Raw genomic sequence first — 14,628 nt, 5'->3', positions numbered from 1 at the left:
TAATCCTCCTTTACAGAAAAAGAAAGAAAAGAGGACTCATAAAAACGAATACATCGATGTGTAACCTTTTTTGGTTTACTTAACAATAACCCATCTTCTCTCTGCTTTTCGATTCCTTTACATAAGTAGGTTAGCCTTTGATCCCGAATAAATAAAACGACTGTGTCAAGGACACCCTTCTTTTCAACACTATGATGCGTCACAGTCTTCTATTCGGATTCAATCTCGGAACTATCACCTATTACGATGGGTACCTTTAGCTCAGTTGCTGAACTCTGTGCACAGTTATCCCGCAAATATGCGCGGCCTTCTTTACGGTAAAAATCCTGGAGTTTACACATTTAACCAGTTATTTGATGACCGCATTCGTCAGTTTTACCGTGCCATCTGAAGGCATGGACTGACGAAATAATATCTGTACTCCGCACAGTGTAAGTGATAGGAGAAAAGTATTTATTATGGCGTGAACAACCGAACCGTAGGAGAAAAGGATGCTGAAAGATAACAGAGCGGTCAGTCAGGTAATTGGTGAGATTCTAATGATCGTTGTGGTCATTATTATCGCGGCATTGGTCGCGGCTTTCTCTTACGATATACTCTATCGTTCGCTCGAGGTGTCTTCGGTAAACATTTTAGTTGACGGTGCCAAGGCGGGTTCGTCTCATGTAACCATCGTGCACATGGGTGGAGATGTCATACCGAATGCTTTTTCACCTGCTTCCGAGCCCGAACACTTCTTGAATGAATCGGTCTTTGACAACCTTGAGGTACGGATTAACGGCGCGATATACGAAGGGAACGCATCGCTGAGCAGAGGCCCAATATCAAAGTCCAATTTTGAAGTTGGCGATGAATTAGAACTAGAGTTAGGGCCAGATCGGCAGCTTTCCGTGGGCGATAGCATCAGCGTCGTCTTCTTACCGAGCGATCAAGTGCTGCGCTGGACCGTAGTGGTGTGACTGAAAGCGAGGGGTGGAGGATTCTGCACGGAACTGATGATTTCCGTTGTAATTCTTCCTGTTACTATCGCTATCCCTCAAAATCACCCAAAACTTTCGCTATTCACTCCTCACTATATTTAACCTTGACCTAAGCGGCATCTCATTTACTCTTCCGCCGTACTACTCCGCTTTGCTCTTCGCAGCGCCACGCTTGTCAGTAACTCTCTTCTGTGCAGCTCTGCCCAATGGCCATCCGAGGGTTGAATTGCCAGTTTATCCTCCGATACAATCAAATCGTCAGGCACGTCCGATATTTTAAATCCCAGCCGCTCTTTGAGATCCCCCTGGACCAGCTCTATCTCGTCTCCGCTAAAGAGACCGAGTGTGCGCATTGCTGCTGGACTGATCTCCACGAACTGCTTGTCCCGAACACCAGCCCAGAAGAACGGGTTTGTCTTATACCAGAGGGAGTATCCTTCTTCTCCCCTTTCTTCGTCATTCCCCATCTTCAGTAACGAGAGAAAAGAATCAATAAACTCTACCAAAAATGCTACCCCAAACTTCCTTTCCGTTCTCGTTACCGCAATTTCAAATTCGCTTGGTTCTGAACTTCCCAATCCCAACCGTTTCTTCACTTCTTCGTGCACGTCTTCATAAGAGCGCCCTTTGCCCATACGTTCCAGTATCGCTAACCCGTTTGCCGATTCTCCACCGAGGTCTAACACTCGTCCTTCTATGTTAACAATCGTGCCTTTCTTCTTGTAAAACGGCTCGGAACCAAGCGTGATTGTGGCAATCTCGGACAACGGCGTTCTAAACACATTCTGCTCTATCAGTACGTCCAGCTTTGATAGTGTTTTCTTAACCTCTTCTCCTCCGAGTAGTACACTTACAGGGTCTGTTTCGAGCAGATAAAGCGCCTTGATTTTGCCCCTATCTATCCGATCAAATATCTCGAACAGATCCTTTCGCTTTTCCGCGCCTTTGCCGCCACCGCTGATCAGCAGCGCGCCAGTAACATTCAAAAACGGCTTCAAAAGAAAGAGTCGCGAGGACGTCGATGCCTGCAGCCATAACATTAACGATACCAGGTGCGGATTGGTATACGGTGTTAACTCGCCAATGATCAATGAATCCTCAAAAAGCTCTTTCTTCTCCCTTAGACTTTCAAACTCATGAGGTGCAACCACAATAGTTTCATCAGCCAACCCACGCTCGTTCTTCGTAAACGAGACCTCTATGATCCGTGCCCCGTTCCGCTTTGCCTTCAAAATCCTCCGCGCAAGCAATGGATAATGCACGAAGGGATCAACGAAGAACAGAATGATCTTAGAGGCGGCTTCAACGTCAGAAAATGGCAAGCCGTGTTCGAGCACATAGAATGCCTCTTCCGGTATATCCCTGAAGAACCGTTCAAACCCGAACGAAAGGTTCTCACAGCCGAATTCAGAAGCTAAAGAAGTAAAAGACACGAGTTCCTCGTTCGTTATCGTGCCCGGCAGCGCGATAAACGCTATTTCCTCAGGGTTCATACTGCTGAGTCGTTCCCGGGCCGCTTCTATCGCCTCTTCATGGTTTACCTCCTTGCCATCTACAGAATTATGCAGCGCTTCCTTATCGTAATAGGCGGGCAACTGCATCCCGAACTTGCAGAGCTTGCCCTCGTTCATCGGCGCTACTGTCCGATGCGCGACTTTCAGTCCGTGCCGCCGCTCCCCTCCCTCCGATTCAAGTAAATACAAGCCACAACCGATACTGCAGCCCGGACAAATTGACGTTAACGTTCTCATCTCTTTTATTCCCCCTCAGCACGCCATCGCAGCTTCGTCTCGTTCAACGGTGGTGTTTGCGTGACCTCCATGCCCGGCGTGTAATCCAAATGACGCTGCATCCGCTCTGAGAATCGTCTCTGGATGAGCGTGAGCGGTATGTCCACGGGGCACACGTCCTCACACCGACCGCAATGGATGCAGGAATCCATCAAATGCAGTAGCCTGAGCAGGTTATACATCGAAATCGCGTACGAATCCGTCTCATCATGCTGTTCCAAGCATTTCGCATCCGCTTCACAGGCGCAGACCGGACAGACTGCTTTGCACGCACCACAATGGATGCAGCGCTGCAATTCCGCTTTATAAAACGCAAATCGCTCCGAAGGCGACAAATCCTTCAGCACGTCCAGCTCGGCATTCCAGCGTGCTGCTAATTTCTGCATGCTCGCTTCTATCTTCTTACGCAGCTCGATACCCTGTTCTGAAGCGTTCTCTATCTCGATTGCGCCATTGCTCAGTGCGTTGTCCAGAATCGCCGCACCTTTTTCTGTCAGCACCTCGACAAACGTCTTCTGCTCGCCCTGTGGCACACCCCAATTCCCGCAGGCTAAATCCGCCATTACCGGTATCTTCGTATCGCACGCCTTGCATGCGTCTCTCCGACCGCGTCCTTGCCTTTCCAGCTCGTCTATCTTCATACCCGCCTCTTTCTCCGTGCCTTCCGCTTCGTGCACCAGGAATAATTTCCCGTCTGTTATCTCTTCTCGCAGTACGGAATCAGGATCAAGCCCGAAACACTCCGCGGCCATCGCTCGCATTTGCAGCGGGTGTAGTGTACCACCGCAGTTGAGCCCGATCAAATACACGTTATTCAGGTTTATCTGCTGCCGTTTCGCCAGTTCTATAATGCCACGCGCGTCACAGGGCTTAACTGGCAGTCCAATTCGCTTATCCGGCGCGGACTCCAGCACGTACTTTGCGAGATTCAACGGCACGCCGTGCAAAGAACCGCTACTGTCCTTCACTACCTCAGGATCGCTCGTCAGTATGGGTATGCCCTCATAAACGCTCTTCTTCTCGATCACCACGGCAAGATCGATAAAGCCCGTTTCCAACGCACTGACCAGCGTAGCAGTGACAAAGCCGCCGTTCGCGCCTCTCTTCCTTATCTCATCATCCGTTGCCCACGCAAGGTAGTACTTTGATTTCATGATAATCGCAGGCAGGATCCCAACAACTTCAGTTGTGGGAGGAATGCCATAGTCTCACCTCCTTACGTTTTACATTCCTCATCTTGCTAGTTTCTTGCTAGTTCCTCCCAATTCTTCTTGTCAAGAACTATCTCCTTTAATTTCTTAGACAATATCCTGCATTCATAAATTCTTAATTTTGGTGAAGAGCCTTCACTTGCGCCTGATAAATCGCCATTACTTTTTTTCAAAATCAAATTTTTATAATCTTCAGGAATATTTTTAAAAAAATCATCTATACAATCCCTAAACTTAGCCAATCCTTCATCTGATAAGTTATAATTTATCGGCCACATATCAAACCGGAAATAAGCATATTTGGAGTTTTTCCTAATAACTAAAAAAGGCCATTTTTCTTCTTTTGCCTTGTTATATTCCTTGTCATAATCGTTATCAGATGAACATTCTTTAACAGCCCTTTCTATTTCATAATCTTTAATAATTCGTATTCCGTCAGGTATTTTTATCTCTCTAGGATTAATTGCCCCACTGGGCTTTTTTACCCCTGCTTGATAATCTGGAATGGCTTCAGGGCAATCTTTATCATGCTTTGCAAGCCACCAAACGTGTTTATGGTAAACTGTACTTTTTCCTTTTTTTCTAAAATTATCGTAACCTACTAATTTATATAAACCCGATTTTTTTAACTGTCTCATAACATAATCACTCCTTGTAGTTGACGTTACACTCTCACGAAGGTAGTCCCATTTATAAGGATCGTCTAACCATATTATTTCTTCAACGGTTTCCTCTACTGCCATCTTTTTCACCTCTTAGCTCTTATATTCATCTGTTTTTGGAATATCCCAGCTTTAGCTGGATTTTAACTTTAGGCGGATGTCATTTTCTTTCTTGCTACGACTTCCACGCGCGCCTCAGAGGACTTGGTCCGAGCTTCTTTACCTTCTCCGTCACCTCTCTTACCATATCCGCGAAGATCGGGCCTTCCGACGCCGAAATCCAGCGTAACTGGAGTCGGTCGGGTTCCAAGCCGAGTTCCTCTACGAACTCCTTCAAAAACTCGTATCTGTTCCTCGTCTTGTAATTCGCATCCACGTAATGGCAATCGCCGATATGGCAGCCGGTAACCAGAACGGCGTCCGCGCCCTCCAAAAAGCCCCGCAAGACGAACGCAGGGTCGATCCGCCCGGAGCACATTACCCGTATTACGCGTACAGTGGGCGGAATTTGCCTTCGCTCCAACCCTGCGGCATCCGCACCTGCGTACGAGCACCAGTTACAGCAGAACGCCAGAATCTTCGGCTCCCACTCCTCTTCAGCCACGGTCAACTTCACCTTTTGGGTTTGTTTCTCTCCTCAATCAATGATCTATACTCTGTGATTATTACATTTAGCGTTACCGTTACTCCACAGCAAACGCTACAACTAACCGCTATGCACCAACTAACGCCTCTTTTAGCAGGTCCTTCTGCTTCTTCGTCAGATTCCGTGGCGTCTGCACGACCACTTCTATGAACAGGTTCCCGTTACCGCCTCCGAACCGCGGCATTCCCAGCCCCTGCAAGCGTAATTTGGTGTTCGTCTGCGTCTCCGGTGGGATAGTTACCTTCACCTGCTTGCCCTCGATCGTCGTGGCCGTTACTTCACCGCCCAGGGCTGCATGAGCGAAACTGATCGGCACGGTCATGTGAAGATCGTCGCCACGCCGTTCAAATAATCGGTGGGGTACCACGTTGAGTAGAACGTGCAGGTCACCCGGTTCGCCGCCCATTACCGATTCCGGAGGTCTCCCTGCTTTTGGTATCTTTATCTCATAGCCGGTAGGAACGCCCTTCTTTATCTTCAGCGCGATTTTCTTCCGTTTCGTTGTCATGCCTCGGCCGCCGCAGACGCTACAGAGGTCAACCGTCGCTTTCCCCATACCTTTACATTGCGGACAGACCGTAGCTTGCATGATACGGGCTCCGCCTCGGGTTTGCACGGTTCTTACCTGACCACTGCCCTTGCACGTGGGACAGACGCTCGATTTACCCGATCGAGAGCCCGTCCCCCCGCACGCTTCACAGACGCTCGCCATCGGAACCTCTATCTTCTTCTCCACGCCTCGTGCCGCTTCTTCTAACGTTATATCCAACTGTAAACGGACATCAGCCCCCCGAACAGGTCTTTCAATGCCCTCCCGTGAGCCAAAGAGGGTGTCGAATATCCCACCTCGACTGGAAAAGCCCGGACTCGCAGCAGAGCCAAAGAACGATTCAAATATCGCGCTACCAAAGATGTCTTCCACGTCCCGGTAATGTGAGAAATGAGACCAATCGAACCCTTCAGGTCCAAAGGCTTCGTCTACCACTCGTTCACCTATTTGATCGTACTTCGCCCGTTTCTCCTTGTCTATCAGTACTTCGTACGCCTCTGAAATCTCCTTGAATTTCTCTTCCGCCTCACTCTTAGCACCTTTGTAAACGTCGGGATGGTACTGCTTCGCCAATTTCCGATACGCTTTTTTTATCTCCGCTTCTGTCGCGTTCTTATTCACGCCCAGTATGTCGTAATAGCTCTTCTTTGGCATCCTATTAACCTATCTTGGCCTCCCCCGTCTACGCGTATGCTTCTGGCGCAAGCGCTCGTTCATCTCCGCAAATGCCCGACTGAATAACTAAAGGGAAAAAGCCACATAAAGTACCAGTTGTTCACGTGGCTCCAGTCCACAAGGACGGTATTGTATGTGCTAATGGATAGCACTGAGGCGTTTATTCCTCTTCATCCATCACCGTGTATTCCGCATCCACAGGGCCTTGTTTCGGCGCTTCCTGTGGTCCCGCTTGCTGCTGATATTGCGCGCCAGCTTGCTGATAGGCACGCATTGAGATATCGTGGAACGCACGCGTCAGTTCCTCCATCTCAGCCTTCATCTTGCTCACGTCTTCCGTCTTGATCGTCTCCTTGAGTCGCTCTATGATCGCCATTATCTTCGTGCGCTCATCGCTCGTGACCTTGTCGCCCAGATCAGTGAGGGATCGTTCCGTGGTATAAACGAGACTCTCCGCTTGGTTCTTCGTCTCCACGATCTCTCGACGTCGCTTGTCCTCCTCTTCAAATCGCTTTGCGTCCTCCATCATCTTATCTATCTCACTTTGCGAGAGCTTGGTAGACGCGGTGATCGTAATCGCCTGCTGCTTGCCCGTGCCCAGATCCTTCGCAGCGACATTTAAAATGCCATTGGAATCGATATCGAAGGTAACCTCGATCTGCGGAATACCGCGCGGTGCTGGCGGAAGGCCCATCAGATGGAATCGCCCCAGGCTGGTGTTATCCCGAGCGAACTCGCGCTCACCCTGAAGCACATTAATCTCGACGCTCGTTTGACTATCCGCAGCAGTTGAGAATATCTCGCTCTTCTTTGTAGGAATCGTGGTATTTCGTTCGATCAATTTGGTAAAAACGCCGCCGAGAGTCTCAATACCGAGCGAAAGCGGCGTGACATCCAAAAGCACGACGTCCTTGACTTCACCGGTTAATACGCCCGCCTGTATCGCCGCGCCCAGCGCCACGCATTCCATCGGATCAACGCCGCGCTCTCCTTGCGTACCTACAAAATTCTCCACGAATTTCTGGACGATCGGCATCCGCGTCGGGCCACCAACGTATACGATCTTGGTGACGTCCTTCGACGTGAGTTTCGCATCCTGTAACGCCTGATCTATGGAGCCTTTACATTTGTCAACAATCGGTCGTACGAGTTCTTCCAGTTTCGCCCTCGTCAGCTTCGTAACAAGATGCTTCGGGCCCGAGGCATCAGCAGTGATGAACGGCAGATTTATATCGGTTTCAAGCACATTGGAAAGCTCGATCTTCGCTTTCTCGCACGCCTCGCGTAACCGTTGCGACGCCATCTTGTCGTTCCGTACATCGATTCCCGATTCCTTCTTGAATTGCTCGGCGACATATTCAACGATCGCCGTATCCATGTCCGTGCCGCCCAATTGCGTATCGCCACTCGTGGATATAACCTCAAATACGCCCTCGCTGAACTCCATTATCGTTACGTCCAGCGTGCCACCGCCAAAATCAAATACCAGTATCTTCTGCTCCTTCTCGGTCTTATCGATCCCGTACGCAAGTGCTGCAGCCGTCGGCTCGTTGATTATTCTGACGACTTCCAGGCCAGCGATCGCGCCTGCATCCTTCGTTGCGGTCCGCTGATTATCATTGAAGTACGCCGGCACGGTTAGGACCGCTTTGTCAACTTTATCGCCTAAAAATGCTTCTGCATCTGTTTTTATCTTCTGAAGTATAAACGCAGTTATCTGCTGCGGTGTGTACTCCTTGCCATGAACTTTTACCTTATAATCGGTTCCCATCTTCCGTTTGATAGCACTGATCGTGCCTTCGGGATTGGATACTGCTTGCCGTTTTGCAGGTTCGCCAACCAGTCTCTGACCGTCTTTCGTGAACGCCACATACGAAGGAAACGCTTTGCCTCCCAGACTTGTCCCCTCTGCGCTTGGAATGATCGTGGCCTTACCACCGATGAGCGCAGCCGCAGCCGAGTTGCTCGTTCCCACATCTATACCTATTGTTTTGGCCATTTTTTACCTCCAAATTAATCATACACAGTACTTAGTATCCCCTTTATTCAGTATAAAAGTTTGCGTGCTGCCGATTTGTGGCCAGGCTTATCCTTAGGGTTACGGAACGGTTTTTGTCATCACCGTCCGGTTCTCAGCCCTCGTTTAAACCCCGTCTCTACAGCACAACTGCACAGCGCATCTCTCGAATCTTTGTTAGCAAGAATCACAACTCTTTATTACGTTTACCTCCCTTATTCTAACTGGACAGAACCATGAACGAAGACGAGCATGAGGTAAACGAGGAGCCGGGTGAAGAACGCGAACGAGTCATAGAGGTCAGCGTTGCGGAAGAGATGACGAGTTCATACATCGACTACGCAATGAGCGTAATTGTAGGGCGGGCACTCCCGGACGTTCGTGACGGTCTGAAACCCGTGCATCGGCGTATATTGTACGGCATGCACGAACTCGGCGTCACGCACAATCGGCCGCATAAGAAATCCGCGCGAATAGTCGGAGATGTCCTTGGTAAGTACCATCCTCACGGTGACGTTGCCGTGTACGATACTATGGTGAGAATGGCACAGGATTTCTCATACCGCTACCCGCTGGTTCATGGCCAGGGCAATTTCGGCAGCATAGACGGTGATTCCGCGGCTGCAATGCGATATACCGAAGCGCGACTCTCGAAGATAGCCGAGGAACTTCTGGTCGATCTTGACAAAGATACCGTCGACTGGAGCCCTAATTTTGATAATACACTGAAAGAGCCGAAGATTATGCCTGCAAAGATCCCGAACCTCCTGATCAACGGCTCGTCCGGTATTGCGGTGGGTATGGCCACGAATATGCCGCCACATAACTTATCAGAAGTGGTCGATGGCATTATACGAGTAATAGACGAGCCGGATGTGAGTATCGGAGAGTTGATGGAGATAATACCGGCCCCTGATTTCCCTACTGGCGGGATCATATCCGGCTACGAGGGTATAAAACTGGCGTATGAGACCGGCAGAGGCAGTATAAGGCTGAGAGCCAAGGTCGATATCGAGCAGAAAAGCAAAGGTAAACGAGATCAAATTATCATAAAGGAGATCCCGTACCAGGTAAACAAGAGCAAACTGGTGGAAGAGATAGCAGAGTTCGTCCGGAAATACAAGGTGGACAGCATTACAGGGCTGCGGGACGAATCAGACCGCAAGGGGATGCGGATTGTCATATCCTTGAGACCTGGTGCGAACGCTCCGATTATCTTGAACCGGCTCTATAAGCGCACGCAATTGGAAACCACATTTGGCGTCATCAATCTCGCGCTCGTGGACGGCGAACCGCGCGTATTAACGCTCAGGGAACTCATCGAATTTTATATAAAGCACCGTAGAGAGGTAACGATAAAACGGCTGCAGTTCGAATTAGAACGGGCAGAGAAGCGTAAACACATATTAGAAGGTTTGATCATCGCGATAACGAATATCGATGAGGTGATCCAGATAATAAAAGCGTCCAGCGATAGCAAAACCGCCCAAGACGCATTAATCGCGCGATTCGAACTGAGCGAGGCGCAAGCGAAAGAGATATTGGATATGCGGCTCTCGCGATTGAGCGCTCTGGAGCGTGACAAGATAGAAACCGAGCGCGCGGAGCTGGAACAAAAAATAGCGTGGCTGACGGAGGTTCTGGCAAGTGAGGCACGCATATTCGGCGTTATTAAAGAAGAATTGCTGGACCTGAAGTCGAAGTACGGCGATGCGAGAAGGACAGAGATAGAGGATGTGGTCTCGCTAAGCGAGCGTGATTTCATCGAGGAGGAGGAAGTAGCCCTTTATTTTACCGAGCGCGATTACGTGAAACGATTGCCCGCGAAGATCTTTAAGCAGCAACTGAGAGGAGGCAAGGGCATCGCCGTTATAGACAAGCGAGAAGGCGATGTCATCTCGTATTTCATACGTGCGTCCACGAGAGAACGTCTGATTCTGTTTACCGAAGCTGGCAGGGCATATCAGGTGAAGACGTACGTGATTCCTCAAACGAGCAGGCATGCAAAAGGGAAACCACTGGTGAACCTTCCTGGCGTGGGCTCAGCAATAGAGGGAGAGGAGAAGTTTGCAGCGGCTCTCGCCATACCTGAAGCTGTTGATGACGCTATAGAGAATGCCTATATCGTCTTCGCGACCAAACGAGGCGTGGTGAAGCGGAGCGCACTCGTGAGCCTGAAGGCGATACGCGTTACGGGCATCGTCGCCGTTAAGGTAGATCAAAGGAAGAACGATCGGCTCACCGACGTAGCGTTGATAAAAGGCGAAGCGCAGACCGGCATTATTTTAAGCGCGAAGAACGGGAAGGCGATACTCTTTCATGAAGATGAATTGCGGGAGATGGGTAGATACGCAGCAGGCGTACGCGGGATGAGATTGGAGAAGGGCGATGCGATAGCAAGTATCGAGGCGGTGGACTTGAGTTTGGGTGATTCACGACTCGTTACGATAACAGAGAACGGCTATGGCAAAAGAACGAAACTGGAGACTTACAGAGAGACGCATCGGGGTGGCAAAGGCGTGATTAGCATTCAAACCAGCGCACGGAACGGCAAGGTAGTGTGTATCAAGCAGGTACAGAATGATGACGAGTTGATGATTGCCACGTCGGACAATATGGTGACGAAAATCGCGGTGAAAAAAATCCCCGTTCAAGGACGGAACACGCAGGGTGTCCGCTTGATGAACGTGAAGGCAGGTGAGCGGATCGTAGCGGTGGACGTGGTTTAGGCACGATACGAGGGTTTATAGCTTCTTCTGATGATCTCTGCTGGCCTGTAGCGCCGGTGAGGTGAGCAGCGGGCGTTACGTTGTTGTCCACTTGACTCATGATAGTGTAGAGAAAAGTATAAATGTCCAAGCGCAGTATGTATGGAAAATCTAGCTAGCGTAGTGGAGGTTTCAGGATGACGCCTATAAAACGGGAAAAGCCGGTCATAGAAGTGACCCTGAACGGCCCGTATGCCGTTCGGGATCTCAAGAACTTCAAAACGTCCAGAGGGGAGTCACTTAAAATAGAACCGGAGATGTGGCTTTGCAGATGCGGGCACTCGTCGCACAAACCCTTCTGCGACGGCACGCACGGGTACATCAACTTCAGAGACGAGGAGGGAAAAGAATCCCTGAACACCTAAAAATGGACGTAAAAGAGCAAGGCCGCGCGAGCGGGACGCGGTACCGTTGCAATGTCTGCAACATGTTCGAATACGATGCAATAAGAGGCGATTCGAACACAGGTATTAAGCCAGGCACGAAGCCCGAAGACTTCCCAGACGACTGGCGGTGCCCCATCTGCGGCTCTGATAAGACACATTTGGTGCCCCTTGAAGGAGAACCGGGAATTGAGGAGCAAACAACGGAAATAACGTGCCCTCAGTGTGGTGCAAAAACGAAAATTGCCGTTTCTTATCCGAAAAAGGCTGAGGTCACCAGTTACCAGGGTGTGAGGGGAGGGAAATCAGACGCTTTAGAGACCCATATGGCCGATATCCACAGAATAGCGGTAACCGGAGAATCGATCATCGAGCCGATGCGCACAACCAAACAGGTAATCTCCTGGGGCGACATCCTGATAAAGGGCGCGCAGCTTGCGAGAATACCGCTGAGCGCGGAAGAACCCGTGAACACGAGGACGGTTATAGGCCCAAAAGCAAAGCATCCGTTGATCATCGAGACGCCGATTTATGTGACGCATATGTCCTTCGGCGCACTGTCACGCGAGGTCAAGATCGCCCTGGCAAAGGGGAGCGCCGCCGTTAAAACGGCAATGTGCTCAGGCGAAGGCGGAATCCTGCAGGAATCACGTGAAAACGCCTACAAGTACATCTTCGAATACGTGCCGAACCGGTATAGTGTTACGGACGAGAACCTGAAGAGCGCGGATGCCTTTGAACTGAAAATAGGGCAATCGACGAAACCGGGCATGGGTGCTCACCTGCCCGCGGAGAAAGTGACGAAAGAGATTGCGGAGATACGCGGCTATCCGGAAGGGACCGATATCGTGAGCCCCGCGCATTTTGAGGATATACGAACAAAAGACGAGCTGAAGAGCAAGGTCGCGTGGCTGCGGGAGCAATCGGGCGGCAAGCCCATTGGGGTTAAAATCGCCGCGGGCAATATCGAAGCTGATCTGGAGGTTGCCGCGTATGCACAGCCGGACTTTATCACGATTGATGGTCGGCCCGGTGGAACGGCGGCCTCGCCGAAGTTCGTTAAGGATGCTACCTCAGTGCCCACCCTGTTTGCACTGTATCGAGCACGGAAGTTCCTGGATGAACGCGGTGTGAAAGATCTATCGCTCGTTATCACCGGTGGTTTGCGGGTTTCCTCGGATTTCGCCAAAGCGCTGGCTCTTGGTGCCGATGCCGTGGCTATTGGTACTGCAGCCTTAATGGCGTGCGCGTGCCAGCAGTACCGGCTCTGCGATACCGGCAACTGTCCCGTTGGCGTGACCACGCACGATCCCGCGTTACGGTCGAGGCTGAACGTAGAGATCTCGGCGAAGAGATTAGAGAACTTCTTGCACGTTTCTACCGAGGAATTGAAGGATTTCGCACGGCTCACGGGGAATGATGACGTGCACAAGCTGAGCATTACCGATTTGTGCACAACGAACTCTGAGATCTCCGACCACACAGCGATAGAGCACGTTTGAAGGCGCCCTCGCCCCTCAGAAATTCGGTTCGCACGTTAAGTTTTAATGCTTGCTGTGGGCCTCAGATGTGAGGATATTTTCTCGCTGCCACTCGCCTATCCCAAGACAAACACTCATCAGCGTCACCGCATTCTCACTTTATAACAATTGCCCGTTTGCAAGGTTCCGGCGTGTGATTCCTATCGAGCATGAACTGAGCGTGCACGAAAGCGGAAGGCTTAAATATACATGTGCGAATGTAGATGACAGTTATAGCGGTGGAAAAGCAATGAAGGAAATGAATGAAAAAATAATTACTGTAGCGATTGCATTCATTTCTGCCTTCGTGCTTCTAACGACGGTAGCAAGTGTCACTACTCTCGACTGCGACTGCGGCAATTTGTCTGTGAACGAGACCGGCGGGTGGCACGATGGTGGCGATTTAAACCTGAGCTGCACGCCGATCTCGCATGCAGTGGATAATGCCACTGCAGGGGAGACCATCTGCGTGCACAGCGGCACCTATTACGAGAACGTGAACGTGAACAAACAGCTCATTTTATTGAGCGTAGGCACAGGCGGCGGCAAACCGGTTGTTGATGCTGACGGTATAGGAAGCGCAATCAGGCGCTCTCATGATGACCTTGTTCTAGCCGGCTTTGCTGCGATAAACGCGAGCAATATCTCGATGGCTGATGACGTGGTAGATGAGTTACCGTTTACTCCAGTAGCCGATGGAGAACCGCCAGAAGCTCCGATTATTTCGTCGCCCACACATCCGGATGAAAATCTCAGCTATTGCAATTCGAGTCCAGTATTTTCATGGACAACCCCGGTAAATCAGTCTGGAATCGCCTGCTATAGCTATGTCCTCGATAATTCCGCATCTACAACGCCTGATGAAACGTGCGATACGTCCGAAAATACTAGTTCCTACACCAATTTAACATTTGACACCTGGTACTTCCATGTGCGAGCAAAGGATGACGCAGAAAACTGGGGTCCAGCAGCTCACTTCAGGGTTCAGATTGCGAACTGCGATACTCACGATGGCTGTTATGTTTATGATGACGGCTGTGAAGATAGAGATTACTATTGCTCTGAGGGCACGTGCACGTACAATTACTCAAATAGACATACCGATTATTACGACGGTTATGTTTACTACTGTTCCGGCGATACGGTGCGGAAACATCAAATATTTCATGATTTTTATTGTGACGGTGGAGTATGTACCGAGCACACCAGCTGGGCGGAGGATCAATTGGTAGAGAACTGCAGTGACTACGATGGCTGGTACTGCAATGGAGACCTAAGAGAATATAGGGACTATTACTGCTCAGGAGGGAATTGCACATACACCGTTGTATCGAGCGATAATTGCAGCGATAACGATGGCTGTTATGTTTATGGTGATGGGTGTGAAGTTCGAGATTACTATTGTTTCGAGGGCTCGTGCACGTAC

The 14,628-nt window shown here is 50.1% G+C and carries 11 protein-coding genes; 5 read left to right on the top strand and 6 right to left on the bottom strand.

What is annotated here, in order from left to right; genetic code table 11:
* Nucleotides 1-491 precede the first annotated feature (491 nt).
* A complete protein-coding gene (locus JW878_08375; protein ID MBN1763072.1) occupies nucleotides 492-959 on the top strand; it encodes a type IV pilin in 468 nt (155 codons plus the stop codon).
* 146 nt (nucleotides 960-1,105) lie between these two features.
* Here JW878_08375 and JW878_08370 read toward each other — a convergent pair whose 3' ends face one another.
* The 6 genes from JW878_08370 to dnaK all read right to left on the bottom strand — a co-directional run bounded on the left by JW878_08370 (nucleotide 1,106) and on the right by dnaK (nucleotide 8,513).
* Nucleotides 1,106-2,731 (bottom strand): molybdopterin-dependent oxidoreductase, encoded by a 1,626-nt coding sequence (locus tag JW878_08370; GenBank protein MBN1763071.1) that lies wholly within the window; start codon nucleotides 2,729-2,731, stop codon nucleotides 1,106-1,108.
* 5 nt (nucleotides 2,732-2,736) lie between these two features.
* Nucleotides 2,737-3,924 carry a Coenzyme F420 hydrogenase/dehydrogenase, beta subunit C-terminal domain gene (locus JW878_08365; protein MBN1763070.1) on the bottom strand — a complete coding sequence of 396 codons (1,188 nt, stop codon included), beginning with the start codon at nucleotides 3,922-3,924 and terminating at the stop codon, nucleotides 2,737-2,739.
* A gap of 86 nt (nucleotides 3,925-4,010) precedes the next feature.
* Nucleotides 4,011-4,724, bottom strand: coding sequence for a hypothetical protein (locus tag JW878_08360; protein ID MBN1763069.1), 714 nt, complete (start codon nucleotides 4,722-4,724; stop codon nucleotides 4,011-4,013).
* Nucleotides 4,725-4,818: 94 nt separating this feature from the next.
* Nucleotides 4,819-5,247, bottom strand: a complete 429-nt coding sequence (locus JW878_08355) for a hydrogenase iron-sulfur subunit (GenBank protein ID MBN1763068.1) — start codon at nucleotides 5,245-5,247, stop codon at nucleotides 4,819-4,821.
* Nucleotides 5,248-5,356: 109 nt separating this feature from the next.
* The gene (dnaJ, locus tag JW878_08350; GenBank protein ID MBN1763067.1) at nucleotides 5,357-6,493 is read right to left on the bottom strand and encodes a molecular chaperone DnaJ; all 1,137 of its coding nucleotides are present in this window, start codon (nucleotides 6,491-6,493) and stop codon (nucleotides 5,357-5,359) included.
* A gap of 181 nt (nucleotides 6,494-6,674) precedes the next feature.
* Nucleotides 6,675-8,513, bottom strand: coding sequence for a molecular chaperone DnaK (dnaK, locus tag JW878_08345; protein ID MBN1763066.1), 1,839 nt, complete (start codon nucleotides 8,511-8,513; stop codon nucleotides 6,675-6,677).
* A 254-nt stretch (nucleotides 8,514-8,767) separates the two neighbouring features.
* On the opposite strand from dnaK, the gene gyrA reads away from it, so the two are divergent.
* From gyrA to JW878_08325, 4 genes are all read left to right on the top strand, one after another.
* Entirely contained in the window at nucleotides 8,768-11,260 is a 2,493-nt protein-coding gene (gene gyrA, locus JW878_08340; GenBank protein ID MBN1763065.1) for a DNA gyrase subunit A, read from the top strand.
* Between the two features lie 176 nt (nucleotides 11,261-11,436).
* On the top strand, nucleotides 11,437-11,664 hold the full coding sequence (locus JW878_08335) for a CDGSH iron-sulfur domain-containing protein (protein MBN1763064.1): 228 nt from the start codon (nucleotides 11,437-11,439) through the stop codon (nucleotides 11,662-11,664).
* Nucleotides 11,665-11,666: 2 nt separating this feature from the next.
* Nucleotides 11,667-13,184 (top strand): rubredoxin, encoded by a 1,518-nt coding sequence (locus JW878_08330; protein ID MBN1763063.1) that lies wholly within the window; start codon nucleotides 11,667-11,669, stop codon nucleotides 13,182-13,184.
* 277 nt (nucleotides 13,185-13,461) lie between these two features.
* Nucleotides 13,462-14,628, top strand: a 1,167-nt coding sequence (locus JW878_08325; protein ID MBN1763062.1) for a hypothetical protein, incomplete at its 3' end; no start/stop codon positions are given.

Source organism: Methanomicrobia archaeon, assembly GCA_016930255.1.
Taxonomy (GTDB): domain Archaea; phylum Halobacteriota; class Syntropharchaeia; order Alkanophagales; family Methanospirareceae; genus JACGMN01.
This window is presented reverse-complemented; position numbering and strand designations above follow the sequence as displayed.